26 protein-coding genes are annotated in these 26,869 nt (G+C 40.9%); 17 read left to right on the forward strand and 9 right to left on the reverse strand.

Features of this window, described 5'->3' with window-relative positions; genetic code table 11:
• The first annotated feature begins 38 nt into the window (after positions 1-38).
• Together trmB and ACK2WI_RS13510 are read left to right on the forward strand one after the other, a co-directional pair.
• The gene (gene trmB / locus ACK2WI_RS13505; protein WP_312696415.1) at positions 39-692 is read left to right on the forward strand and encodes a tRNA (guanosine(46)-N7)-methyltransferase TrmB; all 654 of its coding nucleotides are present in this window, start codon (positions 39-41) and stop codon (positions 690-692) included.
• 36 nt (positions 693-728) lie between these two features.
• Positions 729-2,165, forward strand: coding sequence for a M28 family peptidase (locus ACK2WI_RS13510; protein WP_313367350.1), 1,437 nt, complete (start codon positions 729-731; stop codon positions 2,163-2,165).
• On the opposite strand, the gene pncA is transcribed toward ACK2WI_RS13510, so the two are convergent.
• Genes pncA through ACK2WI_RS13525 form a run of 3 tightly spaced genes read right to left on the reverse strand, consistent with a single transcriptional unit; the run spans position 2,166 to position 4,929 of the window.
• On the reverse strand, positions 2,166-2,756 hold the full coding sequence (gene pncA / locus ACK2WI_RS13515) for a bifunctional nicotinamidase/pyrazinamidase (protein WP_093101172.1): 591 nt from the start codon (positions 2,754-2,756) through the stop codon (positions 2,166-2,168).
• Between the two features lie 19 nt (positions 2,757-2,775).
• The gene (locus ACK2WI_RS13520) at positions 2,776-3,450 is read right to left on the reverse strand and encodes a response regulator transcription factor (RefSeq protein WP_409151360.1); all 675 of its coding nucleotides are present in this window, start codon (positions 3,448-3,450) and stop codon (positions 2,776-2,778) included.
• Between the two features lie 51 nt (positions 3,451-3,501).
• A complete protein-coding gene (locus ACK2WI_RS13525) occupies positions 3,502-4,929 on the reverse strand; it encodes a sensor histidine kinase (RefSeq protein WP_409151361.1) in 1,428 nt (475 codons plus the stop codon).
• A 271-nt stretch (positions 4,930-5,200) separates the two neighbouring features.
• Here ACK2WI_RS13525 and ACK2WI_RS13530 point away from each other — a divergent pair, with 271 nt between their 5' ends.
• Together ACK2WI_RS13530 and ACK2WI_RS13535 are read left to right on the forward strand one after the other, a co-directional pair.
• Positions 5,201-6,562 (forward strand): DUF4270 family protein, encoded by a 1,362-nt coding sequence (locus tag ACK2WI_RS13530; RefSeq protein WP_409151362.1) that lies wholly within the window; start codon positions 5,201-5,203, stop codon positions 6,560-6,562.
• 3 nt (positions 6,563-6,565) lie between these two features.
• A complete protein-coding gene (locus ACK2WI_RS13535) occupies positions 6,566-7,558 on the forward strand; it encodes a kelch repeat-containing protein (RefSeq protein ID WP_093101180.1) in 993 nt (330 codons plus the stop codon).
• 352 nt (positions 7,559-7,910) lie between these two features.
• Here the strand turns inward: ACK2WI_RS13535 and ACK2WI_RS13540 are convergent, their stop codons facing one another.
• On the reverse strand, positions 7,911-8,900 hold the full coding sequence (locus tag ACK2WI_RS13540; RefSeq protein ID WP_093101182.1) for an aspartate-semialdehyde dehydrogenase: 990 nt from the start codon (positions 8,898-8,900) through the stop codon (positions 7,911-7,913).
• Positions 8,901-9,271: 371 nt separating this feature from the next.
• Between ACK2WI_RS13540 and ACK2WI_RS13545 the strand changes: the two genes are divergently transcribed.
• The 4 genes from ACK2WI_RS13545 (at position 9,272) to ACK2WI_RS13560 (ending at position 13,108) form a co-directional block, all read left to right on the forward strand.
• The gene (locus ACK2WI_RS13545) at positions 9,272-10,222 is read left to right on the forward strand and encodes an NAD-dependent epimerase/dehydratase family protein (protein WP_093101184.1); all 951 of its coding nucleotides are present in this window, start codon (positions 9,272-9,274) and stop codon (positions 10,220-10,222) included.
• 1 nt (position 10,223) lies between these two features.
• Positions 10,224-10,949: a YebC/PmpR family DNA-binding transcriptional regulator gene (locus ACK2WI_RS13550; RefSeq protein WP_093101186.1), complete on the forward strand. Its 726-nt coding sequence runs from the start codon at positions 10,224-10,226 to the stop codon at positions 10,947-10,949.
• Positions 10,950-11,069: 120 nt separating this feature from the next.
• The gene (locus tag ACK2WI_RS13555) at positions 11,070-12,305 is read left to right on the forward strand and encodes a hypothetical protein (RefSeq protein WP_409151363.1); all 1,236 of its coding nucleotides are present in this window, start codon (positions 11,070-11,072) and stop codon (positions 12,303-12,305) included.
• Between the two features lie 59 nt (positions 12,306-12,364).
• A complete protein-coding gene (locus ACK2WI_RS13560; protein ID WP_185212958.1) occupies positions 12,365-13,108 on the forward strand; it encodes a DeoR/GlpR family DNA-binding transcription regulator in 744 nt (247 codons plus the stop codon).
• On the opposite strand, the gene ACK2WI_RS13565 is transcribed toward ACK2WI_RS13560, so the two are convergent.
• The 3 genes from ACK2WI_RS13565 to ACK2WI_RS13575 are packed head-to-tail and all read right to left on the reverse strand — an operon-like array spanning position 13,105 to position 17,031.
• On the reverse strand, positions 13,105-14,226 hold the full coding sequence (locus ACK2WI_RS13565; RefSeq protein WP_409151364.1) for a CapA family protein: 1,122 nt from the start codon (positions 14,224-14,226) through the stop codon (positions 13,105-13,107). The genes ACK2WI_RS13560 and ACK2WI_RS13565 overlap by 4 nt on opposite strands.
• Positions 14,204-15,577, reverse strand: coding sequence for a hypothetical protein (locus tag ACK2WI_RS13570; RefSeq protein WP_409151365.1), 1,374 nt, complete (start codon positions 15,575-15,577; stop codon positions 14,204-14,206). Before ACK2WI_RS13570 ends, ACK2WI_RS13565 begins: the two co-directional genes overlap by 23 nt.
• The gene (locus ACK2WI_RS13575; RefSeq protein WP_409151366.1) at positions 15,577-17,031 is read right to left on the reverse strand and encodes a lipopolysaccharide biosynthesis protein; all 1,455 of its coding nucleotides are present in this window, start codon (positions 17,029-17,031) and stop codon (positions 15,577-15,579) included. The genes ACK2WI_RS13570 and ACK2WI_RS13575 overlap by 1 nt, the downstream gene beginning before the upstream one ends.
• A gap of 124 nt (positions 17,032-17,155) precedes the next feature.
• On the opposite strand from ACK2WI_RS13575, the gene ACK2WI_RS13580 reads away from it, so the two are divergent.
• A complete protein-coding gene (locus ACK2WI_RS13580; protein WP_313367357.1) occupies positions 17,156-18,079 on the forward strand; it encodes a sugar transferase in 924 nt (307 codons plus the stop codon).
• On the opposite strand, the gene ACK2WI_RS13585 is transcribed toward ACK2WI_RS13580, so the two are convergent.
• Positions 18,076-18,768 (reverse strand): FkbM family methyltransferase, encoded by a 693-nt coding sequence (locus ACK2WI_RS13585; protein ID WP_093101197.1) that lies wholly within the window; start codon positions 18,766-18,768, stop codon positions 18,076-18,078. The genes ACK2WI_RS13580 and ACK2WI_RS13585 overlap by 4 nt on opposite strands.
• A gap of 104 nt (positions 18,769-18,872) precedes the next feature.
• Between ACK2WI_RS13585 and ACK2WI_RS13590 the strand changes: the two genes are divergently transcribed.
• The 8 genes from ACK2WI_RS13590 to ACK2WI_RS13625 all read left to right on the forward strand — a co-directional run bounded on the left by ACK2WI_RS13590 (position 18,873) and on the right by ACK2WI_RS13625 (position 24,100).
• The gene (locus tag ACK2WI_RS13590; protein WP_409151367.1) at positions 18,873-19,088 is read left to right on the forward strand and encodes a hypothetical protein; all 216 of its coding nucleotides are present in this window, start codon (positions 18,873-18,875) and stop codon (positions 19,086-19,088) included.
• Between the two features lie 932 nt (positions 19,089-20,020).
• Entirely contained in the window at positions 20,021-20,773 is a 753-nt protein-coding gene (locus tag ACK2WI_RS13595; RefSeq protein WP_313367358.1) for a glycosyltransferase family 2 protein, read from the forward strand.
• Positions 20,754-20,990 (forward strand): DUF3820 family protein, encoded by a 237-nt coding sequence (locus ACK2WI_RS13600; protein ID WP_093101203.1) that lies wholly within the window; start codon positions 20,754-20,756, stop codon positions 20,988-20,990. The genes ACK2WI_RS13595 and ACK2WI_RS13600 overlap by 20 nt, the downstream gene beginning before the upstream one ends.
• 89 nt (positions 20,991-21,079) lie before the next feature.
• Positions 21,080-22,051, forward strand: a complete 972-nt coding sequence (locus tag ACK2WI_RS13605; RefSeq protein ID WP_093101205.1) for a rhodanese-related sulfurtransferase — start codon at positions 21,080-21,082, stop codon at positions 22,049-22,051.
• Between the two features lie 85 nt (positions 22,052-22,136).
• Positions 22,137-22,478, forward strand: coding sequence for a TM2 domain-containing protein (locus ACK2WI_RS13610; protein ID WP_093101207.1), 342 nt, complete (start codon positions 22,137-22,139; stop codon positions 22,476-22,478).
• A gap of 4 nt (positions 22,479-22,482) precedes the next feature.
• The gene (locus ACK2WI_RS13615; RefSeq protein WP_093101209.1) at positions 22,483-22,890 is read left to right on the forward strand and encodes a DUF2752 domain-containing protein; all 408 of its coding nucleotides are present in this window, start codon (positions 22,483-22,485) and stop codon (positions 22,888-22,890) included.
• Positions 22,866-23,309, forward strand: coding sequence for a DUF4870 domain-containing protein (locus ACK2WI_RS13620; protein WP_313367359.1), 444 nt, complete (start codon positions 22,866-22,868; stop codon positions 23,307-23,309). The genes ACK2WI_RS13615 and ACK2WI_RS13620 overlap by 25 nt, the downstream gene beginning before the upstream one ends.
• Positions 23,306-24,100 carry a M48 family metallopeptidase gene (locus tag ACK2WI_RS13625; protein WP_409151368.1) on the forward strand — a complete coding sequence of 265 codons (795 nt, stop codon included), beginning with the start codon at positions 23,306-23,308 and terminating at the stop codon, positions 24,098-24,100. The genes ACK2WI_RS13620 and ACK2WI_RS13625 overlap by 4 nt, the downstream gene beginning before the upstream one ends.
• On the opposite strand, the gene ACK2WI_RS13630 is transcribed toward ACK2WI_RS13625, so the two are convergent.
• Complete coding sequence (locus ACK2WI_RS13630) at positions 24,097-26,829, reverse strand: outer membrane beta-barrel protein (protein ID WP_409151369.1); 2,733 nt, start codon at positions 26,827-26,829, stop codon at positions 24,097-24,099. The two genes, ACK2WI_RS13625 and ACK2WI_RS13630, sit on opposite strands and share 4 nt — an antisense overlap.
• Positions 26,830-26,869: the final 40 nt, after the last annotated feature.

Consider the following 26,869-nt stretch of genomic DNA (forward strand, 5'->3'; position numbering starts at 1 on the left):
ACAAATATAAGGTTAATTTTGCGACTTAATTATCAGCTATGGGTAAGGATAAACTAAGAAAATTCGCTGAAGTATCCACTTTTAAGAATGTGGTGCAGCTGGATGCAGGAAAAGAATTTAAGGGTAAATGGGCTAAGGAATTCTTCAAGAATGAGAAGCCTGTGATATTGGAATTGGCATGTGGTAAGGGTGAATATACCGTTAACCTTGCGAAATTGTTTCCTGAAAAGAATTTTATTGGTATTGACTATAAAGGCAACCGGATTTGGCGCGGGGCCAAGACTGCCCTTGAAGAAGGAATTGATAATGTAGGTTTTTTGAGGATCCAAATTGAAACCATCTTGGAGCATTTTGAAAAAGGTGAGATCGCAGAGATCTGGATTACCTTCCCGGATCCGCAACCTCAAGATAGCCGTGAAAAGAAACGCTTGACCAATCCAGTCTTTCTGGAGAGATACAAAGAGATCCTTGTGCCAGAAGGTATCATGCATCTTAAAACAGATAACGATGGCTTTTTCGCTTATACCGTGGAGCAGATCGAGCTACAAGGCTTGCCAAAACTGAAGGAAACCACAGATCTTTATCATTCTGATTTAGTGGACGAGGTATTGTCCATCAAGACCTACTATGAGAAAAAGTATTTGGCTGAGGACAAAAACATCAATTACGTGCAATGGAAATTCGCAAAATAATCGCGAATTAAGAATGATTTCGTAAATTCATCTATTATGAAAAGAATTTACCTAATCTGCCTTTTATTAAGTTATCAGTTTGCCTCCGCGCAAGATAATCTAAAAACCGACTTCCAGCGTATTTATGAAGATATTAATACCAATTCGGAAGCCTATGAACGTTTAAAGTATAGTACGGAAAACCTAGGGCACCGCCTGACCGGTTCAGAGCACGGCAAAAAAGCTGAAGAGCATGTGTTCAACCTCTTGAAGTCCTATGGCTACGACGTCAAATACCAACCTTTTTCTGCCCAGAGCTGGGCTAGGGAATCGCTGAGTTTAAAACTAAACAATTCCGATGTTCCTACAGTTTCTTTGGCTCATTCTCCTGTTAAGGTCGATCTAAATGCTGATTTAGTTGATCTTGGGAATGGCTTAGAGGCCGACTATCAAAAGGTTGGGGATCAAGTCAAAGGAAAAATTGCCTTGGTCTACCTGCACATTCTCCCTAATTCTGGAGAGAAACTTAAAAATCTACATCGTTCAGAAAAAACAGCCTTAGCTGAAAAATACGGTGCTAAAGGAATCGTATTCATCAACAGCGTGAAGGGCAATGTGCTGCTAACCGGAACAGCATCCATTACCGGGAAACTCATTGATATCCCGGCCATCTGTATCGGATTTGAAGACGGTATGAAATGGAAGGAGACCCTATCCAAAGAAAAGGTACAAGCCCAAATCAATATGCGCAATAAGGCAGATGAAGCAACTGCCAGAAACATTATCGTTTCCATCAAAGGTTCTGAGCTACCGGAAGAGAAGATCGTGATCGGTGGTCACTTAGACAGTTGGGATCTTGCGACCGGAGCTATCGACAATGGTTTAGGTTCCTATGCCATTATTGATATGGCAAGGGCTTTCAAGAAACTTAATCTAAAACCAAAGCGTTCCATTGATTTCGTCCTGTTCATGGGTGAAGAACAAGGTTTGCTGGGTTCAAAAGCTTATGTCGCGGAAGCTATTAAAAATGGCACTCTTGGTCAGATCAAATATATGTTGAACTTTGACATGACCAATGCACCGACTGGCTTCTCCACTAGTAGAGAAGAAATGATGCCTTTGTTGGATTCCTTAGGAGGCATTTATGCTACAGTAGATACCGATTTTAAGAATACCAATGCTTCAGGGGCAGGATTGCATAGCGACCACCAGCCATTTATGATGCAAGGGATCCCGACTGGATCTGCTACGGGAGGCAAATTGCCTAATAATGCCGGCTTGTATTACCATTCCGACAATGATGTATTCAGCCTAGTCGATAAAAAAGGGTTGGAGCAGACTGTTAAAGTAGGTGCTGCCTACCTATATGCCTTAGCGAACGCCAAAGCAATTCCTGCACAACGTTTTTCAGATGATGAAATTGTGAAATTCTTGGAATCTAAAGGATTGAAAGAGCCTTTAATGATTTCAGGAGAATGGCGTTGGGGCAAATAATTAGATCAATGATCCCCCAGCTTGGATAAAGGTGTTTTTCTTTTCCATGAATGCACCTTTATCTATTGCTTTTGTCGCTTTGGAAATTATGCTGGTTTTGAAGCCTTCAGAAATCGCATCCATTGCCGTAAAGAATACACAGAAGTCGGCTGCTAAGCCACAAACATGGACTTCATCGATTTTCCTTGCCTTTAAATAACCTGCCAATCCTGTATCTTTCCTTTTGCCATTATCATAGAATCCGCTATAGCTGTCGATCCTAGGGTCCATGCCTTTTCTAAAGATGGCCTCAATGCGGCTGCTGTCCAGATCTTCAGAGATCTGCGAGCCATAGCTTTCCTGAACGCAATGGTCTGGCCAAAGGACCTGTTCAAGCCCATCCAGGTCAATGACCTCAAATGGCAATTTTCCTTCATGTTTGCTGGCAAAGCTCAGATGGTCCTGGGGATGCCAATCTTGCGTGGCAACCACTAAATCGTAATCTTTTTGGATACTGTTTATAATAGGAAGGATCTCGTCGCCTTTAGCGACTTCCAATGATCCACCCGGTAAAAAATCGTATTGAACATCTACAATTATCAGTGCCTTCATAGTTCTAATGTAATAAAATTTAATCGACGGACAGCATATAGCCCACTCCGCGGATGTTCGTGATCTTGATCCTTTCATCCTGAGCCAGGTATTTCCGGATTCGGCTGATGAATACATCTAGGCTACGGCCAGTAAAATACGTGTCATTGCTCCAGTAGGTACGGATGATTTCATCGCGAGGGATAACCTTATCCTTGTTTTCGATCAATCGCTTCAGCAGTTCAGACTCCCTGTAAGAAAGTTTTTCCACATTATCCCCGATACTAAGGGTATTTTTTCCGCTATCTAAGGTGTAATTGCCGAGGATAAGCTTGGTCGGGGACATGCTTTGGCCCACTTTTTTGAGCGCAGCTTCGATCCGGACAATCAATTCTTCGATTTTAAAAGGTTTTCGGATATAGTCATTCGCGCCCAATTTAAAACCCTTTACCACATCTTCTGTCTGCGTCATGGCAGTAAGGAAGATAATAGGCGTGAGCATGTCGGTCTTCCTTATTTCCTTGGCTGCTGTAAAGCCGTCCATGATCGGCATCATCACATCCAATACGATAATGTCCGGTTTATACTTGTTATGGAATACAATGGCCTGCTGCCCGTTCAGCACATGCCTCACTTCAAAACCATGTTCCTCCAAACTGTCGGAAACAATCATCGCTAGGCTTTCCTCGTCTTCTACATATAAGATGTTTGTCATTTCCCTAAATTGAATTGGCTAATCAAATTACATCCGCTTCATCCCATCGAATTAGGATTCTTTTGGTAAATCTATAACAAAAGTACTGCCAACTGACTCCTCGCTGCTCAAATCTATCGTACCTTGATGTTGCTGTACGATTTGCTTGACATAGGCAAGGCCTAGTCCAAATCCCTTCACATTGTGTACATTTCCAGACGGTACCCTAAAGAAAAGGTCAAACACGCCCTTTTGATAGGCTTTTGGGATGCCTATTCCATTATCTTGGATGGAAAGCTTGTATCTATCCCCGTTTTCAGATAGTGCGATATTGATTTTTACTTGATCGCCGGCATACTTTATGGCATTATCCAAAAGATTGCTGATCACATTTTTTATATGCGCTTGATCGGCAAAGATCTGGAAGGAATTCCCAGATGTCGTTTTTTGTATATCCACTTCTTTTTTGGCGAATAGCTTGGCGTTCTCCATCGATTCATCGATCAAGGACTCCAGGTCAAACCAAGTCTTCTCGAGCAGTACGCCATTCGTTTCCGCTACATCCACCTGCAGTACCCTTTCGATCATGTCCGAAAGATGCTCCAGTTCCTGTCTAGAAATGGATAGATACCTATTCATACGTTCCTTATCATCCTTGGCACCATAGCGCTGGATGGATTCAATGGCTGCCATTACGGTCGAAACAGGAGTCTTAAGCTCATGGGTCATGTTGTTTACAAATGCTTTACGCATCATCGCCAATTGGTTCTGCTTGCGGATGGTGACCAATAAGGTCCAGAATGTTCCGATCAATGCGATGATCAAGATTAAGGAGAATAAAAGTTGCCAACCGATCTGCTTTAATAAGTAAACAGTAGGATTGATGAAATCCACCTCGAGGTAAAGGTTCTCGCTTTGGTCGATCACGATGGGCCTAGATTTACTTTCCTTATAGCGTTGATGGTAAAATTCCTTATTGCGCTCCTCTTCATTAGGCAGATTGGATATCTGTAATACAAAAGGGGAATACATATCTCTTTCCCGTAAGGATTTTTCCAGGCGGATCTGCAAGGAGTCGATCGTGGCTTCATTCCAATTGATGGTGCGCACGACATAGGATGAAATAAAATGCCGGCTCATCTTGTTCTTGGAATTGCCTGTGGAATCAGTTACGTTCTGTCGATCGTTCTTGCGGTTGAAATTCTGGTTCTCGAAGATACTTTTTATGGTATCGACATTTATTTGCGGATATTTTTCTTTAAAAGCAATGGAAAGCCTATCAATTCTGTCCTTTCGTTGATTTTGGTTTTCCTTTTGGATTTGCTCTTCGTTTTCATTGTAAAAGTCCTGAACCACATCAAATAGCTCGTGTTCGGTCATTCCCAAAAAGAACTGTTTGTGGCCGAAATAACTTCCAAATAACCAAAAACCCAGCACAACGATGATCCCGGCGATAGTGAGGACAATGGAAGCGAGCAATATTTTATACTTTTTTAACATAATTAAAACAAATTTAAATTAGTAGATTTGCTCCGCATAAATATTGGTGGGCTTTTAACAAATTATAACACTGATTAACAAAGTGCTACTTAAATTGTCGCATTTCTGCTTAATAATACGTTATTTGCTCAATAGATTTATGCTGCTTACAAAAGATTTTTCATGGAAGAAGTCAATAAGTCCATTAATCATGCTTTTGGATGTTTATTTTAACATTTAATAACATGGGATAAACTTCTGCAATCCATACTTTTGCTAGACTAATGATTTTATGATTAAACAATTACGAATTATTCTTTTTGCTACTCTTGGTTTAAGTGCTGCACTCTTTACAGTAAGTTGTGATAAGGATATGTCAATCTCGTTGGATAACGATAATTTAGACAACCTAAACGTAACCTCAGATGATACGCTGAGCGCTACTGTGTCCACCTTACAAATGCCCTATATCCCTACTTCAGGTAGCGGAGTGGTATTGGTCGGTAAGATCAATCAACCCATTACCGGTAGTTTAAAGTCTACTTCATATTTCAGGCTAAACCCAACAGGTATTACAAATGAAATCCCTACCAATGCTAAGTTTGACTCGTTAAACCTAGTGATGGTGCCTAGTTATTGGAGAATTGCATATGGAGATACCACCAAGATGCAGACCATTTCTGCACACCGATTGACCCAATCCCTTGAAACTAAAACCTTAGAGAATTCATCTAGTGGAATCCCTAATCCGTTTTACATCACAGGACCTGCGATTTTTGGATCCCAAAAGTTCAATTATGCTGCCGATGCATTGGGTTCGGTTACATTCCGTCCTAAGAAGACCAAGAAAGATACGCTTTCCATTCGCTTGAATGATGCCTTAGGTGCTGAGTTCTTTAATAAGATCAAAGCTTCTGATATCGCATTCAATTCAGCGTCCAACTTCCAAGAATACTTTAAAGGCTTGAGTTTGGTGCCTGCTGAAAGCAATACTGCCATCGTAGGTTTCTCTGATACCTTACAGGTTAAGGTTAACTATTCCTATTTAGGAACTGATGGCTTCAAGAAAACAGGATCGAAAGTGTTGAACATGACTGAAAAGGCATTCCAATACAATCAATTTGACAAGAACGTACAAGGAACGGCATTTGAAGGCTTAAGTTCTACTAAAGCCATTGCCAGTACCAGTACATCAGGTGTTGCCTATTTCCAAGGAGGTTCAGGCGTGGTGACAGAAATCAAGTTCCCAGCATTAAAAGACTTTTTATCGCAACCTGGAGTTGCTATCAATAAGGCAGAATTAGAAATCGAGTTAGAAACCCCACATACAGGTCTTATGCCGGCAGTTCCGAATCCAATGTTGATGATTGCAGATTCAAGAGCGCCAATTTCATTTGTATCTATACCGTTTGGTAGAGACCCCCAATATGCAACTTACCTAGTTGGAGATAATGCAGGTAAAAAAGGAAGATACCTTTTTAATCTGATTCAATATATTAAATCTGCTACGGAGCCACATTCAGAAGAAAAATCATTATTCTTAACTTTGTCTCCAACGGCTGGCCTTGGTTTTACGCCATACACTTCTGTGATTGCTACAGAAAGAAATAAACCGAAAGTTAAATTAAATATCGTATATACAAAATTTAAATAGTCTATGAATAAGAGAAATTGGCTTGTACTACTTTTGATAGGAGCCTTCGCAATTACAACCTTTAACTCATGTAAAAAAGAGGAATCAACAGATACTGATTCAGGTCCAACTGAATGGGAAAAATCTATTGTATTCACAGGTAAGCCAAGAAATTTAGCTGCAACATTTACTATCAGTGATGTCGCTTACTTGGTAGGTGGACAAATGAAAACAAATGAGTTATTAAGTGACTCTTATGCATTCGACGGTTCTTCATGGGTTAAGAAAGCAGAGTTTACCGGTCCAAAAAGACATAGCGCAGTAGGTTTTGCTGTTGCTGGAAAAGGATATATTGGTCTAGGATATGGTACAGATGGTGAAACTTCTGCCCCATTTAAAGATTTTTACCAATATGACCCTGCAACCAACACTTGGAAAAAAGTGGCTGACTTCCCAGGCGATGCACGTCATGGTGCTGTAGCATTCACATTAGGAAATGCTGCTTACGTAGGTTTAGGAAAAGTTCAAGCTACAGATGAGACTTTCTCAGATTTCTATAAATATGATCCAGCTACCGATAAATGGACTGAAATCAAAACTTCATTCAGTAACAAAAAAGGTGATGCTTATGCATTCGTAATCAATAATGTTGCTTATGTTGGTGGTGGTTACTCAAACGGAGTTCCTACAGAAGATTTCTATTCTTTTGATGGTACCAATTGGGTTCCTAAAAAAGCATTAAACGCAGACAACAAAGACGCTAGACGCTTTAGAGCAGGTGCATTCGCTATTGGAAACAACGGTTATGTTGTGTCTGGTCGTTCTCAATCAGGTGTAGTTACTACTGTTTGGAAATACAATCCTTCTGATGACTCTTGGTCTGATGGAAGCCAATCATTACCTTCAGCACGTGAAAATGCAGTTTCTTTTGCAATCAAAGGAAAAGGTTATATCACTACAGGTAACAACGGTACCACCTTCTTCGATGACACTTACGTGTTCACTCCAGTTAGATAATAATTTTATATAACGATAGAAAAGGGATGTCCTACAGGTCATCCCTTTTTTATTGAATTTAGCCTTACCAACCTTCTTGTTAAGCATGAAAAGACCTCGTTTTGCGGGGTCTTTTTTTAGAAGAGGTTTCTTGGAAATAAGCTTGGTCTTATTCGAGGCATATTCCGAATTTTCCGAATATGTCTCGAACGAGAGTAAAGCAAGGCTCGAAGCAACAGCTCCATTTTTTATCGAAGCGACGGGTTTCCTTCGGGATAAAGTTGCGGGAATTTTTAGGGCTATGATACAAAAGTAAAGTGGCAACCTTTTTGGGGTTGCCACTTTACTTAATTATTGAAATATCTAGTGTTTTTTAGATAAGTCCTTTAGCAGATAAAAGTTCTGCCACTTGAACGGCATTGGTTGCTGCACCTTTACGAAGGTTATCCGCAACTACCCATAAGTTCAATGTTTTTTCTTGTGTTTCATCTCTACGGATACGGCCAACGAATACTTCGTCTTTACCATGTGCATCCTTAGGCATTGGATATTCCAGGTTTGCAGGGTTGTCTACAACCACCACACCTTCTTGCGCTGCTAATGCGGCACGAACATCTGCCAAGTCGAATTCGTTTTCAAACTCAATATTTACCGATTCCGAGTGACCGCCGATAACTGGGATACGTACTGTAGTAGCCGTAACCTTGATCGAATCATCACCCATAATCTTGTTGGTCTCTTGGATCATTTTCATTTCCTCTTTGGTGTATCCATTGTCTTGGAAAACATCGATATGAGGAATTACGTTTAAGTCGATCTGGTAAGGATAAGCTTTTTCACCTTCGATACCTTTACGCTCGTTCATCAATTGATCAACAGCTTTTACACCAGTTCCAGTTACGGATTGGTAGGTAGAAACGACAACACGTTTGATTTTATATTTTTCATGCAAAGGCTTCATCACCACAACCATCTGGATGGTTGAGCAGTTCGGGTTTGCGATGATTTTGTCTTCCGCAGTCAATACATCACCATTTACTTCAGGGACGATCAATTTCTTGCTCGGGTCCATACGCCAAGCCGAAGAATTATCGATAACGGTAATTCCAGCTTCTGCGAACAGAGGCGCATATTCCGTAGAAGTGCTACCACCGGCCGAGAAAAGGGCTACATCAGGTTTAAGAGCAATAGCTTCAGATGCAGTCACGACCTTATACTTCTTTCCCTTGAATTCGATTTCCTTACCCTTACTTCTTTCAGAAGCAACAGGAATCAATTCTGTAACTGGGAAATTACGTTCCGCTAACACTGTCAACATTTCTGACCCGACTAGACCAGTCGCGCCTACTACTGCAACTTTCATAAATAATATTTGCTTAAAATTTTAATTATTATTGATTTTCTTAAGGTAACAAACATACTAAATAAACCTGAACATTTTTGGAATATTTTCGCTTTTAATAATTGATTATCACTATGATGGAATAAAGTTCAACAGGATTTGCTATTTAATGAAAAACGTTCAGACAAAATGGGTTTTTATTGACAATGTTTCATTGAAAAATCGGTTTTACAGAGCGTAAACGTCCGAATGCCTTTTGATTGTAAAAAATTAAATCATACGTTTGCGCAAAATGTTGGGAAGCATCATATTCAGGCATTTAATTGGTAATTTCGCCATATTATTTTAGAAGTTATTGAAATAACTAAATTTATAAAACTATCATTTCTCTAATGAAAGAAGTCATTTTGATGATCGGAGCCAATGGTCAGATTGGTTCAGAGTTAGCTGCAGCATTGCGAATCAAGTTCGGAAACGAGAATGTCATCACCTCAGATATACGCGAACCTAAAGAGATTGCCGAAGGCGAGATCTTTGAAACCCTGAATGTTTTGGACAAAGAAGCGATCAAAGCCTTGATCCTTAAATATAAACCTACTCAGATTTATTTATTGGCAGCGATGCTATCGGCTACTGGGGAGCAATACCCACAGAAAGCTTGGGACCTGAACATGAACGGTCTCTTGAATGTATTGGACCTAGCTGTAGAGTTGGGGATCAAGAAGATCTTCTGGCCTAGTTCCATTGCCGTATTTGGCCCGCATTCTCCAAAAGAGAACACACCGCAATATTGTGTGATGGATCCAAACAGCATTTACGGGATCAGTAAATTGGCTGGTGAACGTTTATGTGAATATTACCATAATAAGTATGGCTTGGATATCCGCAGTGTCCGTTATCCAGGAATTATCTCTTGGCGTACAGAGCCGGGAGGGGGTACCACCGACTATGCTGTCCATATCTTTTTTGAGGCTATCCGTCAAGGTAAGTATACTTCATTCCTAAATGCAGGCACTGAGTTACCGATGCTGTACATGGATGATGCGGTTCGCGGCACCATCGAGCTAATGGACGCTCCTTCAGCGGGTTTGACGATCCGCTCCAGCTACAATCTTTCGGGGGTTAGTTTTACTCCGACAGAAATTGCTGAAGAAATTAAAAAAATTCTCCCTAATTTTGAAATCTCCTATTCAGACAATGATCCGCGTCAAGCAATTGCTGATTCATGGCCAAAGAGCATCAATGATGATCAAGCAAGAGCAGATTGGGGCTGGAAGCCGACATTTGATCTGGCAGGGATGGCAAAAGACATGCTGGAGAATCTTAAAACAAAACTAAAATAAAATGGGTAGAGCTTTCGAATTTAGAAAAGAAAGAAAATTTAAACGCTGGGCCAAGATGGCCGTTCAATTTACGCGTCTTGGAAAAGAAATTGCAATCGCAGTAAAAGAAGGCGGTCCTCACCCGGAGAACAATTCCCGCTTACGTACCGCTATTCAAAACGCCAAGGCAGTAAACATGCCGAAGGACCGTGTTGAAGCGGCAATCAAAAGAGCCTCTGAGAAGGATTCAAAAGGATACGAAGAATTTGTATACGAAGGATACGGTCCACATGGTGTACCGGTATTGATCGAAACTGCTACTGATAATACCAACAGAACCGTAGCAAACGTTAGAAGTTATTTTACAAAAGCTGGAGGTTCCCTAGGTAAAACTGGATCTCTAGATTTTATCTTCCAAAGGAAATCTGTTTTCCGTTTTCCGGCTACAGATGAATTGGATGTGGAAGAATTAGAATTAGAATTGATCGATGGCGGTCTGGAAGAGTTATATGTGGAGGCTGATGAAGAAGGAAACGATATCATCGTGGTACAGACTTCTTTTGAAGATTTTGGAAACATGCAACGTCTGTTGGAAGAAAAAGGTATTGAAGTTTCTTCTGCTAAAACAGAACGTATCGCATTATCGCATACAACCTTGTCTGAAGAACAAGCTGCTGACGTCCTAAAATTGATCGATAAGATCGAGGAGGATGATGACGTCCAAGCAGTATATCACAACATGGACTAATCCAGATTAGGATATGAAAACATAAAAGAGGGCTTGCCCTCTTTTTATGTTTATATGTAGGAGGATTGGAAGAAAGTTCAGTTCCTGTGCGTTTTTTGGTCTAAATGTATACATTTGTATATGCTTTCGTTCACCGAGTTTTTCACGAAAAAGAAAATTGACATCAATGCTTTGCAAAAAGCGAAGCCTGATCTCTATCATGAATTTGATAGGGATTATGCCTTGATGGGTGAAAAAAGCTTTGATCATAGCAAGAAGTTCTGGTTCAATAGGCTCAGAAAAGATTACCTCTTGAAAGAGATCGAAATTACGGAACCGAAGAAGGGGGAAGTCAAGGCAGAATCGACTTCAGCAGCAACTGGAAGCTCGGCGAGCACTGCTCCGTCTGCTGCTAAGCCAGCAGGATTCCGTCCTAAGTTCAAAGCTGCTGTCAAAACCGTTGAGGAGAATGCGATTGAGCCAACAGCGGAAACAGAAGAGAAGCCAGCTGCAAAAGCACCGGCAGGCTTTAAACCTCGTTTTAAGGCGACTGCTCCGCCTGAAAGATTGGACGGGCCAATAGAAGGCAGTGTGTCCGATAAGCCGGCTGACGGCCCTAAAGAGGGCGAGGAAGCTGTTGCTAAGCCAAAAGGCTTTACACCAAGGTTCAAAGCAGCAAACCTTCCTAAAAAAGTAGAATCAGAAAAGCCAAAAGATAGCCAAGCGGAAACTCCGGCAGATAATACCGAAGAGAACAAGGAGGCAGCGACCCCAGCGAAACCAAAAGGTTTTACGCCGAGGTTTAAAGCGTCGAATCTACCGAAGAAGGTAAAGGTAGAAGACGAAAATAAAGAAGAGGCAGCGCCTGAAGCTCAAGAAGAAGCCACAATCGAAGCGCCAAAGCCTAAAGGTTTTACGCCAAGGTTTAAGGCCGCGAATCTACCGAAGAAGGTAGAAAGTGAAGCTCAAGAGGAATCAGCACCTGAAGCAAAAGAAGAAGCTTCCATAGAAGCGCCTAAACCTAAAGGCTTTACGCCAAGGTTTAAGGCTGCGAACCTTCCTAAGAAGCTGGAGGAGAAGGAAGAGCCCAGTGCGGAATCTGTACAAGAAAATAAAATAGCAGAGGAACCATCTGCATCCGATGATGCAGCAACTACAGCTACAGAAGAAGTTACATCTAAACCAACTGGCTTTAAACCACGTTTTAAAGCTGGTGTTACCAAAGCAGCTACTAACCAGGAGGACCAGGATCCCAATCCTGAGCAATCAAGTACTCCAACTGAAGAACCATCTACCCAAACAACAACGAAACCAGTAGGATTCAAGCCGCGTTTTGTGGCCAAGAAATCATCAGATCAAAAAGATAAAGAGGATTAGAATTAATATGGATAATCCCATTTATTTTATAATTTTAATTACAAAATCGCGTAAAAATTATGTTAAAAGAAGAAAGGCAAGCCTATATAATACATCAAATCAACATACATAATAAAGTTTTATCCTCTGATCTAAGCGTTCAGCTGAATGTTTCTGAAGATACCATTCGTCGTGATTTAAACGAATTGGCAGAGAGCGGTAAAGTGCTAAAAGTATATGGGGGTGCATTATCTAAGTCTTTTCAATATCCTTTCCAAGAAGGGAATGTATATGCCAAAGAAGCTAAGAAAGAGATTGCTTCGAAGGCTATTTCGTTGATTCAAAGCGGAATGACTATTTTAGTTGGTGGCGGGACCAGTATGATTGAGTTGGCACGTTTGGTTCCAAAGGATGTGCAGTGTACATTTTTCACGATCAGTCCACTTGTCGCGTTGGAATTAGCGGAGAAAGAGAACCTTGAGGTTTTCCTCTTAGGAGGTAAGCTCTCGAGAAATACCAATGTGGTATCAGGCTCGCAGGTCATCAATGAACTGTCTGATATCAAGGTAGATCTATGTCTTTTAGGGACCAACAGTCTTTCTGTTGAAGAGGGGGTGACCGATTCCGATTGGGAGGTCGTTCAGATCAAGAAAGCGATGATCAAATGCTCGCAGAAATTAGGGGTATTGAGTATCGTGGAGAAATTGAACTCCAACCAGAAACTTAGGGTATGTCCATTGAAAGATATAACCTATCTCATCACGGACTTAAATCCAAAGCATCCAAGTTTAGAAGAATTCAGTAAACAGATAACCATTATCTAATTTGGTTTCTTTCCAAAGGTTTTTAAACGAATGGCTCTTTCAACGAGCCATTTGTTGCTTTCTATAAAAAGGTTGTGCCAAATAAGGTTGTAATTGATCCTGCGGTTGAAAAGGGTCCGCTTGGCATGTTTAAGTAGTTTAAAGACACTGTAGCCTGCTAATCCATTAAATGGCTTGGCATAATAGGAAGCATGGTGTTTTTTCCATTCCTCCAATGCCTTCCTATTTACATATTCCAGGTATTCTTCATTTCCCAACTTGGCAGAAAGAGGCTTCACAAAATTTGCAGAGAGCTTTTCGTCCTTCAATTCTACGAGCTGTTTTTTCTTTTCTACGATATGTAGGAAATGCTTGCTCAGCTTTTTGTTTTCGAATTCCAGCTCCAATACTCCACCCACATTCCATTGTGGATGATTTGCGGGATATTCAAAATAAAAATTGCCAAGGCTATAGGCAATCAATTTGCCATTATATTCTTCGATTCCCTGTACGACGTGGGGGTGATGGGCGATAATGACATCAACACCCAGGTCAATCAATTCCTTATAGCGGTCTTTCCATTCTGGGATAGGCACATCCAATAATTCAACACCGGCATGGATTTGCACGATCAGCACATCAACCTGCTTCTTGTACTGTTGGATATCAGCGTTTACGCGCTTGGCATTTACCCAAGCATGTCCAACCAAGCGGTCTCCGTTCAATGCCCCATATCCATTTTCTCCATAGGCCAAGAAACCGTATTTGACCTCATCAAAAGTCCAAGTTTTTAAGCCATAGGCTTCTTCTTCGGAGCCTACTCCCAAGATTTCTTTTCTCGGGAATTGTTCCATTGTTTTCAGGAGGGCATCTTCACCGAAGTCATAAATATGGTTGTTCGCTAGGGAAAAACAGTTGAAACCGAGGTCTTGCAGCCAGTTTGGAGCATTTTTGTTTTGGGCTACCAAAGGACCTGTTTTATGGATAGGTTGGCCCAGCCCCTGTAGTGGTGCTTCAAAATTGCAGGATTTCAAATCTGCTGAGTTGAAAAGTTCCTTGAGGCTTGGGGAAAATTGCGGTGCTTTTTCACAAACAATATCTCCAACAAAGACAAACTTATGCTTGGATGTGGCTGGCATTTCTTCTTATCAATAAATTTTCAATCGGTTTGATTGTAATATAAGCAAAATAAGCTTCCAACAAATCGTTTTTTGCACCTAATAGTTTCAAAACTCCCTTGACCTTAGGGGTATGCATCAAGGTTTGGAAGATCTTTTCCTTCCTTCCGATGTGCATGATCTTTTGGTTGATCCAGTTTAAATATTCCGGATTGAGGCATTCCTTCAATAATTCCACATTTAATGGGGTCAGCCTCTCATTGAGCAGCGCGTAATAATTGAGTGAATTTTGATAGGTGTATTTATGTTTTTCCTCTTCAAAAAGGAGGTTGTTTTTTCTAAAGAAATCCCTTTGCCAAGCCCGATTCTCCCTTCTATCCAGAGGAAGGTTCAACATGGAAATGGCGATATCCTCATCTACGAATGGAGAGTAGCCAGGGTATCCCATTTTTGCGGGCACAGAAATCAAATACTGAAGCATCATCATCTTGGTCCGCATGGCGGTGATGATGCGGTATTCAGGTGAACCTAAATGTTCTTTTTGACGATCATAAATAGGCTCTACGATGCTACTGTAATCTATGTCCATCGCCAATTTAGAATCGGCACTCATTCCGTGGGTGTATCCAAGAGTACGATAAGAGGCTGCGCTATCTATCATGGGCACTTTGACAGCTCCAGCCCAGGCATCACCAATAATGCCGCTCAAGAGATGCATAGGGTTGCCGGCTTCCAATTGCTTGATCTTGTCATAAAATTCCATGTGGTAAGTTCCAGATGCCGCTACAGCAGGACCAAATTGGTCATACCATTGATCCATATAGACATTGAACTTGCCAAGTGGAATTCTTTTCCATTGGGTATGCAATCTTTTGGACAACAAACCTGCATATACGGCCTCCCGCGATTCATCCTGGTTTAAGGAGGTACCATATGTATAAGCGTGGATCCTGCTCTTGTCTTCCAAAAGGACATTCATCAACCTGGAATCAAAACCACCACTGGTGGGGATCAGGATATCATCTTTAAATCCATCGGCCCAATTATGGAGAGCAGTGCTTAATTTATGGAAGACATCGTCTTCATGAGATTTTTTGCCCAAGAGGTTTAAGGTGTCATCATTCCCCTCTTTGATAGAAAGCCTGTCATTTTCAAGAGACAGTATTTGGTTGGGCAAGAGGTATTTTACGTCTTTGACCGGTGTATGTCCAAATACGCTATAGCCAAAATCTAGATAGGCAGCTAAGCCCTCTGGATCAATTTCCAGATTGGCGTAATCAATGACTTCATTGATCTCTTGGCTATATTTTCCGGTTTTAAGATTATAGAATACGGTTTGATAACCTACCCAATTTCCTTTTGCAACTTCCATTAAGATTTTTTCGCTAATTTCTTCTTTAACATGCCCAATATTTCCATCCAGATATCATTTTTGATCAAATGGTTGGCTCCAACATAAATAACTACGAATATAAGGCTTTGTACAATGATGAGAAGCAAGTAATTCGGGATAAGGTTAAAATACAGCGGTAAATAAGCCAGTCCTGCTGCTATGATGGATATAAGGGTAGTTGGTAAAAGGTCTTTAACCTGCATAAACAGGTTGTAGCCATAAACTCTTCCGCTCATGCTCGCTGCAATAATATAGCAAATGATCCTAACGGCAACGAGGCCAAGAGCAATCATGACCAGGCCATGTTTATAGGTTAAAAACAGGGCTATGATGGCTAAGGAAACTTTGATGATTTCCAAGCTCAGGAAAAATTTAGAGCGTCCTTTGATATTCAGGAAGTTCGCATTCAGGTCGGTCAATGAAGTGAAGATGCTGGCGAAACATAATATTTGGAACAAAATTATCGATGAAACCCAGGTGTCCGTTAGGAAGAAAACAAAGCCTGGTTTTGCCACTGCAATGGCCAGAAAGCTGATCGGGATCAATGCGAATGCAAGGCTTGACAATGTTTTTCGGCTGGCATTCAAGAACCTTGGGAGGTCGTCTTGGATAGGGGTCAAGGTAGACAAAGTCGTTCCTTGCAAAATGGCGGTAATGGTCTGTCCTGCCGTTTCTCCCCATTTATTCCCTTGGTAATAGTACCCTACTTGGTCAGCAGTGTAATGTTTTCCGATAAAAGAAGCATAAAAAGGGGATAGTATCTTTCCCAACATATTTGAAACCATAAAGGATAGGGAGAATGAAAGGTGCTTTTTTAAGGATTCTGCACTGAAAGCGAAGTTTACTTTCCAATCGCCCCATATCCATAGCATGATTGTCCTGAACAGCGTGTACAAAAGCGGTTGTAAAATCAATGCCCATACCCCATAGCCCAATAAGGCAACAACGATCACAATAATGCCGGCAAAAAGAACTGCCAATACATTGACCCTGGTCGTTAAATGGAATTGAAACTTCTTGAGGATTTTTACGTATTGTACAATACTAAAAGATTGGATTATTATCTGCAGGAACAAGACCCTAGCATATAGTGCAAGGCCTGGGATATTGTAGTATTTTTCGATATAGGGGGATGCAAAATAGAGAATCAGGTAAATAATGGCGCTTACAGAGAGGTTAAAGATGAACATGGACGAATAGTCCAATTCATCCACTACTTTGGTCCTGACCAACGAAGTTGCTAATCCGCTATCCACAAAGGTTGTAGCGATAATGGAAAATATCGCCAAGGCGGCGATCACAGCAAACTCATCGGGGCTTATGATCCTGGCAGTAATGATGGCGACGATAGTGACGATGGCCTGATTACCGAATCGATCTAAGGCATTCCAGAATAGCCCGTTGAGGGTGATGTTTTTCGTGTTTTCGCTCATGTATTGGATTAATCAACAAATTTAGGAAAGATTCTTGTACAGCATAAGAAAAAAGCATTATACTTAATGCATTACAAGATTTACTCATATATTTGATTTAGAATAGATTGATTTTCCTTTTCACATGCTAGCACCAATCGCTTTATTTGTTTACAATAGACCCGTACATACCCGTAAGACATTATCAGCTCTTGAGGCCAACAGTTTGGCGGAACAATCCGATATCTACATCTTTTCAGATGGTGCCAAGACGGCCCAAGATATCGATTCGGTCAACCAAGTTCGTTCCATTATCCGGGAACCTTGGAAGTTTAAGCATATCTATATTATCGAGCGTTCTCAAAACAAGGGGCTTGCCAACAGTATCATTGAAGGGGTAACCCAGGTGGTACAGAAACATGGAAAGATCATTGTTTTGGAGGATGACCTGGAAACCTCCAGTTTTGCCCTTCAATACTTCAATGATGCACTGAACCAATATCAAGATCAGGAAAAGGTGATGGAGATATCGGGCTATATGTATCCTGTGGATAAGCCCAAGAAACTGCCGCAATCCTTTTTCTTCCGGGTAGCCAATAGTTGGGGCTGGGCAACATGGGATAGGGCTTGGCAACATTTCAATCCCGATATTGAAGAGTTGACCAAGGATTTTACCCGTAAACAAAGGAAGGCTTTCAGCGTAGATAATTCGGAAAATTTCTGGAAGCAGGTCAAACAGTTCAAGGCGGGTAAAATCAATTCCTGGGCAATTCGTTGGTACCTATCGGTATTCAACAGAGGCGGCTTAGTATTGTATCCGCGTTTTTCATTTATCCAAAATACGGGGACCGACGGTTCGGGTACCCATTCCGATGTAGATAAGGTCTATCGGGTGGAGCTTTCCAAAAAGCCTGTTCGCAAATTCCCGATTATCTTGGAAGAAGATCCCTTGGCATTCCAGGCCATTAAGCATTTCTATAAAAATCGAAAGGGAACCTTCTTCGAAAGGTTGGCGAAATTCATAGAAAAGAAGCTATTGGAACGGAAGATGCGAAAACTGAAGGCTTAATTCTCTTCTAAATTCTTAAAGAATAAAGTCCTTTTGGTTTTTGCTACCAAAGAGTATCCCTTTTCAAGCATCAATTGAAAGACTTCCGATTTATTCAAGTCAGCGATAGACAATTCCTCTTCTACCAAGACAAATGTTGGCCTATATTGCTGCCAATCATTGCTGTTGAGGACGATCAGGTCAAATCCTTCTGCATCGACAGATAGGAAATCAATCTTTTTTCCTTTTGGGAGGTGCTTTTGCAAGACCTCTTTTAGAGGTAATGTTGGTACGGGGATCGTTTTTATCAAATGGTATTTGGCATTCAGGCCATCTCTTTTTTCAGATATTTCTTGGGAAAATCCGTTTAGTGCGGGTTCATTGAAGCAATAGTAGGTCAATTCTTGCGGACTTTCGCTGATGCCGATATTGAGATTGACGTCTTTGGTCCTAAACCAATTGAACCATTTCATAGCTTCCGGGGAAGGTTCTATATTGATACCACGCCATCCTTTTTTATAGAAGTACATGGTGTTGGAGAATCTATAGGGATGGTGGGCACCTACATCCACATAGAATCCTTTGTAGTTTTTACGACCTTCATAAAATCCTCTAAGGACCATGTCCTCGCCCTCTTGTGAAAATGAACGCGCATGGAAAAATTTATGTATCGGGAAATAAGTTAAGACAGCTTTCTTAATTTTAGACATTGGGCCAAAGCAATTTATAATCGTTAATATTTTGCAATCAATGTACAATTTATTTTTTTAGGTAAGTAAAGCTGATAAAAAATTTAGGAGCATTTAACAGTTTTGTGGCTGAATGTTTAATCTTTTTGGAGGGAATCTTTGTTGCTTTTGAAGCCCAAAAGTACCAAACCGACGAAGGAGCTCACGGATACCAAAAACAGCTCGAATCCGTAAAGGCTTCGGCTCATTTAAGATGGCTTTTCGCACAGTCATCCGCACATGAAAAGAATGCCTTGATGTCGGGAATATCTTTTTCCAGATCATCCCTTTTGATGGGATAATCTGGGAAAAGCATTCCAAGGCCAATCCCATCGCACAGGGCATCGGCATTCTTTCCATTTTTCCGCCATTGGAAATGAGCCGGGGGCTAAAGGGCTTCCTTCGGAAGGGTGGATGTTTGTAGAAAACCCCTGGAAGGGGTGAAATCTTTGTAGAAGTGTGCATTGTCTACCGGAAAACCCCCAGCGGGGGTGAAATCTTTTTCAATAAATCTTCTTTACCGGCATAAGCAATAAAAAAACAGTTCCCTCATCTTGCGATTCGGGATGACAGCAATCCTAAAAAAACAAAAAATAGATTCTTCGCTGCGCTCTGAATTCCTCTTTGAGACACTTCCAATTCTGAACGATTAGTGAAGAATCTGTACGATAATGCCCCTCATGATCTTGTCATTCTCAATCGAAGATTGAGGACCTGTTCGCCATTCCAATCATGGTTTGAATAGTTCCGAGACCCTTCGTTCCTCAGGCTGACACTGGAAAGGATGTCTTTTTTGCGACTTACTGCCCTGGATGGGCAGAATTATTTTAGCATTGGTATCGAACAAAAAAGGGTTAATGCAAAAACGATGTTCGATTAATCGAACATCGTTTTTGCGCAACATCCAGGCTAGCGAGCCAATTATCTAAAATAATATAACCCCGATGGGGTTATAACTCTAGAATATAATAAGCCAATTTTTTTCCTTGCGATTTGCTATCATCATCTTCCGATAAATTTTACCAAAAATTTTATTTCTCAAGGTGATACAAAAGGGGGCTAGAAAAACATTTCACCCTCTCTGAGGGTTCTCTGCATGAATAAACATTTTCTCCCTTCATTTCTTTATGGGATTTAAAATGTCAATGGCGTTTTTAAGTATTTTTCCACTGCGTTTATAAGGTTCAAATGCCTATTTTTGCAGGGTTGACTTATATTAATAATATCCTTAAGCATGGCTTATCCTAAGGTTTCAATCATTACCATTGTTTACAATAATGTCAGGGATATCGGATTTACCCTAGCATCTGTGGACCAACAGACTTACCCCAATATTGAATATATTGTGGTGGATGGGAAATCTACGGATGGTACCTTGGATGTCATTGCCGAGTATAAAGAAACGATCAATATTTTGGTATCTGAGAAGGATAATGGAATCTATGATGCCATGAACAAGGGTTTGGCTCTGGCAACTGGTGACTATGTGCTGTTCTTGAATTCGGGGGATGAGCTTTTTGCTGCCAATACCTTGGAAAAGATATTCGGTAATGAGGACAATGCGGATATCTATTATGGAGAGACCAAATTGATCAATGAGGATCGAGAGATCATTGGCGATCGTCGCCATAAGACACCAGACCATTTTGATTGGCAATCCTTTAAATATGGGATGAACGTCTGTCATCAGGCGATCTATATCAAGCGGAGCTTAACAGCGCCCTATGATCTGCAATATAAATTGAGTTCAGATATCGATTGGGTGATCCGTGCAGCCCAAAAGGCGAACAAGGTAGTCAATGTAAAAGATTATGTTGCCAAATACCTAGTTGGTGGGATGTCCCAACAGCGACATAAGCAGAGCTTGAAGGAGCGCTATGATATCTTTAAGAAATACTATGGTTTTGTACCAAACCTTATTAACCATGGTGTGATCGCGATGCGATTAGTGGTACATCGATTGAAGCATGGCAAAACAAGAGACTAATTTTTTAAATCCCAACCTTTTGGTGGAGCTGGCAAACAGTAGGATGCCCTTTGGAAAGTACCAAGGCTATCTTTTGATGAACTTGCCGGAGCCCTATTTGGCTTGGTTCAAACAAAAGGGATTTCCACCGGGCAAAATCGGGATCTTATTGGAGACCCTCTATGAAATAAAACTCAATGGCCTGGAGTATTTATTGAAGCCATTGGTCAAAAAGTGATGAATATCAATTTTTGCTCGTCCAATTTTTTTATCTTTGCAGCATAATTTTAAACATTAAACGCCGTTTGCAGCGGTATCAATGAATATATGGCACAATATCAAACATTGCTGTACTATTGCTACAGCCCTATCGAGAATGCGGAAAAGTTCGCAGAAGATCATCTAGAATTTTGTAAATCACTTGGCTTATTAGGACGTATCATCGTTGCTGAAGAAGGTCTTAATGGTACGGTTTCAGGTACTCCAGAAGCTTGTAAAGCCTATATGGAGCATGTACATGCGGATCCAAGGTTTGCAAAAACCGAATTTAAGGTGGATGATGTAGAGGAGCTTTCTTTTATCAAGATGCATTGTCGTTACAAAGAGGAGATCGTGCATTCAGGTTTGAGAAATCCTGCTGAGATCGATCCTAACAAACAAACCGGTAAGCACTTGGAACCTAAGGACTTCTTGGCCATGAAGGATCAAGAGGATGTGGTTATCCTAGATGTCCGTTCAAACTATGAGCATAATGTAGGTCGTTTTAAAAACGCTGTTACATTGGATATTGAGAATTTCCGTGAATTTCCAGAAAAAGTGAAAGAGTTGGAACACCTAAAGGGCAAGAAAATCTTGACTTACTGTACGGGTGGTATCAAGTGTGAAAAAGCATCCGCTCTTTTGTTGAAGGAGGGATTTGAAGATGTATATCAATTGCACGGGGGGATCATAAAATATGGTAAGGAAGCAGCTGGAGAAGATTTTGAAGGGGAGTGCTATGTTTTTGATAATCGTGTTACAGTTCCAGTCAACTCAGTGAACCCAACAGTTGTTTCAACATGTAAAAACTGTGGAAAGATAACTTCAAAAATGATCAATTGTGCAAACCCGATTTGCAATGAGCATTTTACGCAATGTGATGAATGTGGTTGGGAATTAGATGGTTGCTGTTCTGATGCATGTAAGTCGCATCCGAAGAAACGTGAGTATGATGGCACAGGATATTATGTGAAAGTTCCACAACCTGTCAACATTGAGAAAATCTCTAAGCGTAAGCACAAGAAGTTGGTGAAAAATTAAAAGTTTATTAAAATATTTCGAAAAATCCGTTTATCTTTCAATAGGTAAATGGATTTTTTATTATAATCTAAATTAGAAAAGCGAAATGGATAGTCAGAAAGTAGACATGTTTTTAATGTCAAACAACAAGTTTTTTGAGTCATATCAATTGATGGAGATCAAGGATTTATTAACGAGGTCGGATGAGAGCAAATACACGAATGTTCAGATCCAACAATATAAAGATCCAACTACTGTATTGATTGTTTCCATTTTGGCTGGATCCTTTGGAATCGACCGTTTTATGATTGGAGATACTGGTTTGGGGATCGCTAAATTATTGACTTGTGGAGGTTTGGGTATTTGGACTATCATTGATTGGTTCCTGATCATGGGAGCAACAAAAACCAAGAATTTCGAAAAGCTGATCACATCTTTGAATTACTAATTCAATGCGAGGTCCAAGGAACAGACTGTATATTACGACAGGAATAGTTTGTTTCTTTGGGATTGTCTGGTTGTTGCTGGATTATTATGCTGCCGCAAACGTCACACTATGTCCAGTAAAATTAGTTACTGGCTATCCTTGTCCTTCCTGCGGAACGACAAGGTCTATATCAGCACTGTTTAACGGAAAGATCGTAGATGCTTTTATGATCAATCCCTTGGGGATTGTGTCAAGCATCATTATCATCACTGTTTTGTTATTGATGTTGCTTGATCTGCTGACTAAGCGAGATTATTATTTTAAGGTATATAGTCGGGCAGAGAAATTTCTTCAGCAACATAAGGCATTCAGTGCCATTCTGGTTTTATTAATTATTTTAAATTGGGCATGGAACATATCGAAGGGTCTTTAGATTTTAATCCGAGGGAGATTACTGAGGATGAACGTGAATATGCGTCAAATAGTTATTTGATGTCTTTGTTTGCTTTATTTATTGGACTACCCTTGCCAATATTCAATCTATTGGCAACCGTGATTTTCTATTTGGGAAATCGGAAGTCTACCCGTTTTGTGAAGTGGCATTGTACCCAAGCGCTCATATCGCAATTTGCCATTTTCTTTTTCAATACTGTTGGTTTTTGGTGGACCTTGGCGATTATTTTCCATAAGCAAGAAGTGAGCAATGCTTATATCGCCTATATCATCTTGATTTTACTATTGAATGGGATTGAAATTGTTTCCACGATCTATACTTCCATAAAGACCAGGAAAGGAATTCATGTACGTTGGTTTCTGTTTTCAGATATTACCGATAATCTTTTGAAAAAATGAAGATACTAGGCAAGTTTCTGATTTTAGCTGCGGGTATTGCAGTCTGTTATTTACTGCTGTTGCAAGTGAATTGGACCAGTTTATTTCAGGTTCAGCAAAATCAGGTCCGCTTAGAATCTAAATTGGGTAAGTTGGTCTTGGAACAAGTTCGTGACCTGTATGATGTGATTGAGGATGAGCAGATCGACAGCACCCTAGATTCGCTATTTATTCCCCTATTAAAGGAAAACTATATCCCTACAAAAAACTACGATCTATTGTTGGTCGAGAGCGAAGAGGTGAATGCCTTTGCGCTTCCTGATGATAAAATCATTGTGACGACCGCCTTGATCAATTTCTTAGATAGTGCGGATTACATGTCAGCCATCTTGGCGCATGAGATCGCCCATTGTGAAAAGAACCATGTGATGCGTTCATTGATCACTAATTTCGGTTTGGATCTTTTGCTTTCCGGTTCTGGGACGGGAGAGGTGACCAATTTCTTGACTGGGCAAGCTTTTTCCAGGAAACTTGAAAAAGAAGCCGATGAAATGGCGGTGGAGTATTTAGAAGAAGCCCATATTGATCCTAATAGCCTGATGAAGGTTATGGAATTATTTGATGTGTACTTGAGTTCGGATGGGGATGTCAGCTGGATTTCTTCGCATCCTGTACCTGCAGACCGTAAGAAATACCTTGGTCAAAAAATCAACCGGATCGAGACAGACCCTAAAAGCTATAAGAGCCCGATTAGTTCCAAGAGCTGGTCGGATCTGCAAGGTTTAGTGTCTGCATATGGCAATCAGGATTAATCTCGGTCCGACCTTCCTCCAAAACTTCTTAAATTATAGTTCAGACTCAAAAGGAAGTACCTGGTCAGGGTATTTGAGGTAATGTTTGATATTGAAATCTCTGAAGCCCGGCGATTGACATTTCGGGCATTGTTGAACAAATCAAAAGCCTTTAAGGAGATTTCAGCATTTCTTTTCTTCAAGATCTTATAACCGATCGAAGCGTTCAACAAGTTTGTAGAGATAGCCTCAGCGCCCATTATACCACCATTACGGTAGAAGGAATAATTGTAGCCCAAAGTCATGTTCTTGAAGAATTCCAGGTTCAAGGAATTGCTGATCCTGTGGTTGGTGATCCTGTAATGGGTTATTTCACTCATTGGGTTATTGGTGAAATTCATATTGAGATTGTAATTGAATCCAATAATGATCTTTTTGCTGAAATTGGTGAATATGCCGACATGCTGACTGAAGCCATAACTGTGGTTTGGCATCAGGTCCTTGTTGAGGATGGCATAGTTACGGTTGTAATACATGTAATTGTTCAAGTTCAAGTTGAAGCCTAGCTTTTTTAATGGAAGCCCATAGTTATTGTTGGCTCGCAGTTGGAATACTCCATCGATGTTTTCAGGAACCATATATTGTCCGCCGGCACCGAGGATAATATCTTCAAACAAGGTGATGGTACTATCGGTGGTCATGGTGGAGTTGATGATCTTGTTGTTGGTGTAGTCAAAATTGAGGCTACTGTTGAAACTCCGGCCATTGCTGCGGTTCACGTCTCGATATTGAAGGCGGAGCCTGTGGGTGTATTCTTGGCTTAGATTAGGGTTACCATTCCGGACGAACAGTTCGTTGGAATTGTCGATATAATCCTGCAATTGATCAATGGAAGGCGTATTGGTCGCTCCGTTATAGTTAAATTCCAATCGTCTTTCCTTGTTGAAGTAATAAGCTACGGTCAATTCAGGAAGGAAGGCGCCAAAGTCTGCAGTGGTTCGCAAGTTTATGGGAACGGTTCGGTTGTTTACCCGGTAGCCGTGTTCATAGTTCATTCCGACCTGGAATCTAAAGGTATCCTGTTTGTTGTAGGAATAAGAAAGCCCAGCGCTATGATGGGTAAAATCGTTTCGGAATTCATTGGATAATCGATCGTTCAATTCTTCATATTGACCGGTTTCGGCTAAAAACTCCATGGTTTTCCTATCGGAGTAGTTGCTGGTATTGCGCATGCCGTAATTGGCCTGCAATCTGGAGATCTTGGAGACATTATAGGTATATGAAAGTCTACCGTTGTATCCATTTCCATATCCGTAGGTGGTGCTTTCGCGGTTGTTGGTGTCGATGCGGTCCAAGACTGCGTCTTTGTAGTATTGGTTGAATGCCAAGGTTTTTCCCAAAGCTTCGTTGCTGCTTTTGTTCCCGTCAAGACTTAGGGAAATGGTTTGCCCCGCTTTCTTGAAGCGGTGCATATAGGTCATGCCGCCACCAAAATTGAGGGCTTCATTATTATTGTTAAAATTTCGGTTGGAATTGTTCAAAGGTTCTGTCCTGTCCTTGCTCATGCTACTGATGGAGCTATTGGCAAGATCAGTTTTTGTATAAGAAAGGTTAGGGTTAATATCGATACGGTTCATGCTGTCGATATCCCATTTCAATCGACCCCGTAGGTTATGGGATATATTCCCGTTGTTTCCGGTTTGCTGCTGGTTTTGGAACTGATTAGCGCGGCTTCCTGTCGTAAATTCAATATCTGATAGGGTGTTGGTAAAGGTGCTGCTGTTGCGGAACCTATAGTTTCCATTTACTTCCATCTTTTTGTCGAGGAAAGTATTGGTATAGTTGGCTGCAGCGGCATAGGTGTCAGATAGACCGCGATCGGTATTGTTGTTTCCCCTTCTGAATCCACCTCGGCCTTGCTCTGAAAATTCCGTTTCATTGATGTTGTTTGCCATGACGTTGATGGAAATCTTTTCGTCGCCACGGAAGGCATTGACACCGGAGTTGATGGAGAATTTATCGGAATCTCCCTTTCCGGCATTGAACTTTCCGAACAAGCCTTTTTTCTTGTCGGGTTTGGTGACGATGTTGATGACCTTGGACCTTTTACCATCGTCGAATCCAGAGAATTTAGTCTGTTCGGATTTCTCATCGATGATCTGAAGCTTGTCAATAATGTCAGCTGGGAGGGTTTTTAGTGCTACTTTAGGGTCGGTACTGAAAAATTCCTTTCCATCCACCATGATTTTGGTGACTTCTTCGCCATGAGCCGTAACTTTTCCATCTTCATCGATGGTTACTCCTGGGACCTGAGCGACCATTTCATCAGCATCAGCGTATTCCCTAGTGGCAAAATTGCGTGAATTGAACTCCATGGTGTCACCTTTGACGGCCACACTCGGAGGAGGAGCAATGGTGATTTCTTCAATCACGATTTCTCCGGGCTCTAAACCGACCATTAAGGTTTCCATGGAAGGTTTTACCACGATGTTTCGCTCGAATTTTTTGAATCCTAATAGGGTACCTGTCAATTTATAGTTTCCATTCGCTACCCTTGGGATAGAAAAGTCGCCTTTCTCATTGGATTTGGCGGTGCGGATGGTTGAGTCTTTCAGGTTAAGGAGTTGGATGCTGGCATCCTGTAAGTTGCTACCCTTTGTTTTGTCTTGTACCTTTCCAGCGATATTGACTTGAGCCAATACACAGGCACAGCTTAATAAAACTAAACATAAGGTAAGCAGGTATTTCATGGTAAGGTTTGATGGATTTTTTTCAATTATATAATTTTTA

It is taken from the genome of Sphingobacterium sp. BS-2, assembly GCF_046161205.1.
Lineage (GTDB): Bacteria > Bacteroidota > Bacteroidia > Sphingobacteriales > Sphingobacteriaceae > Sphingobacterium > Sphingobacterium mizutaii.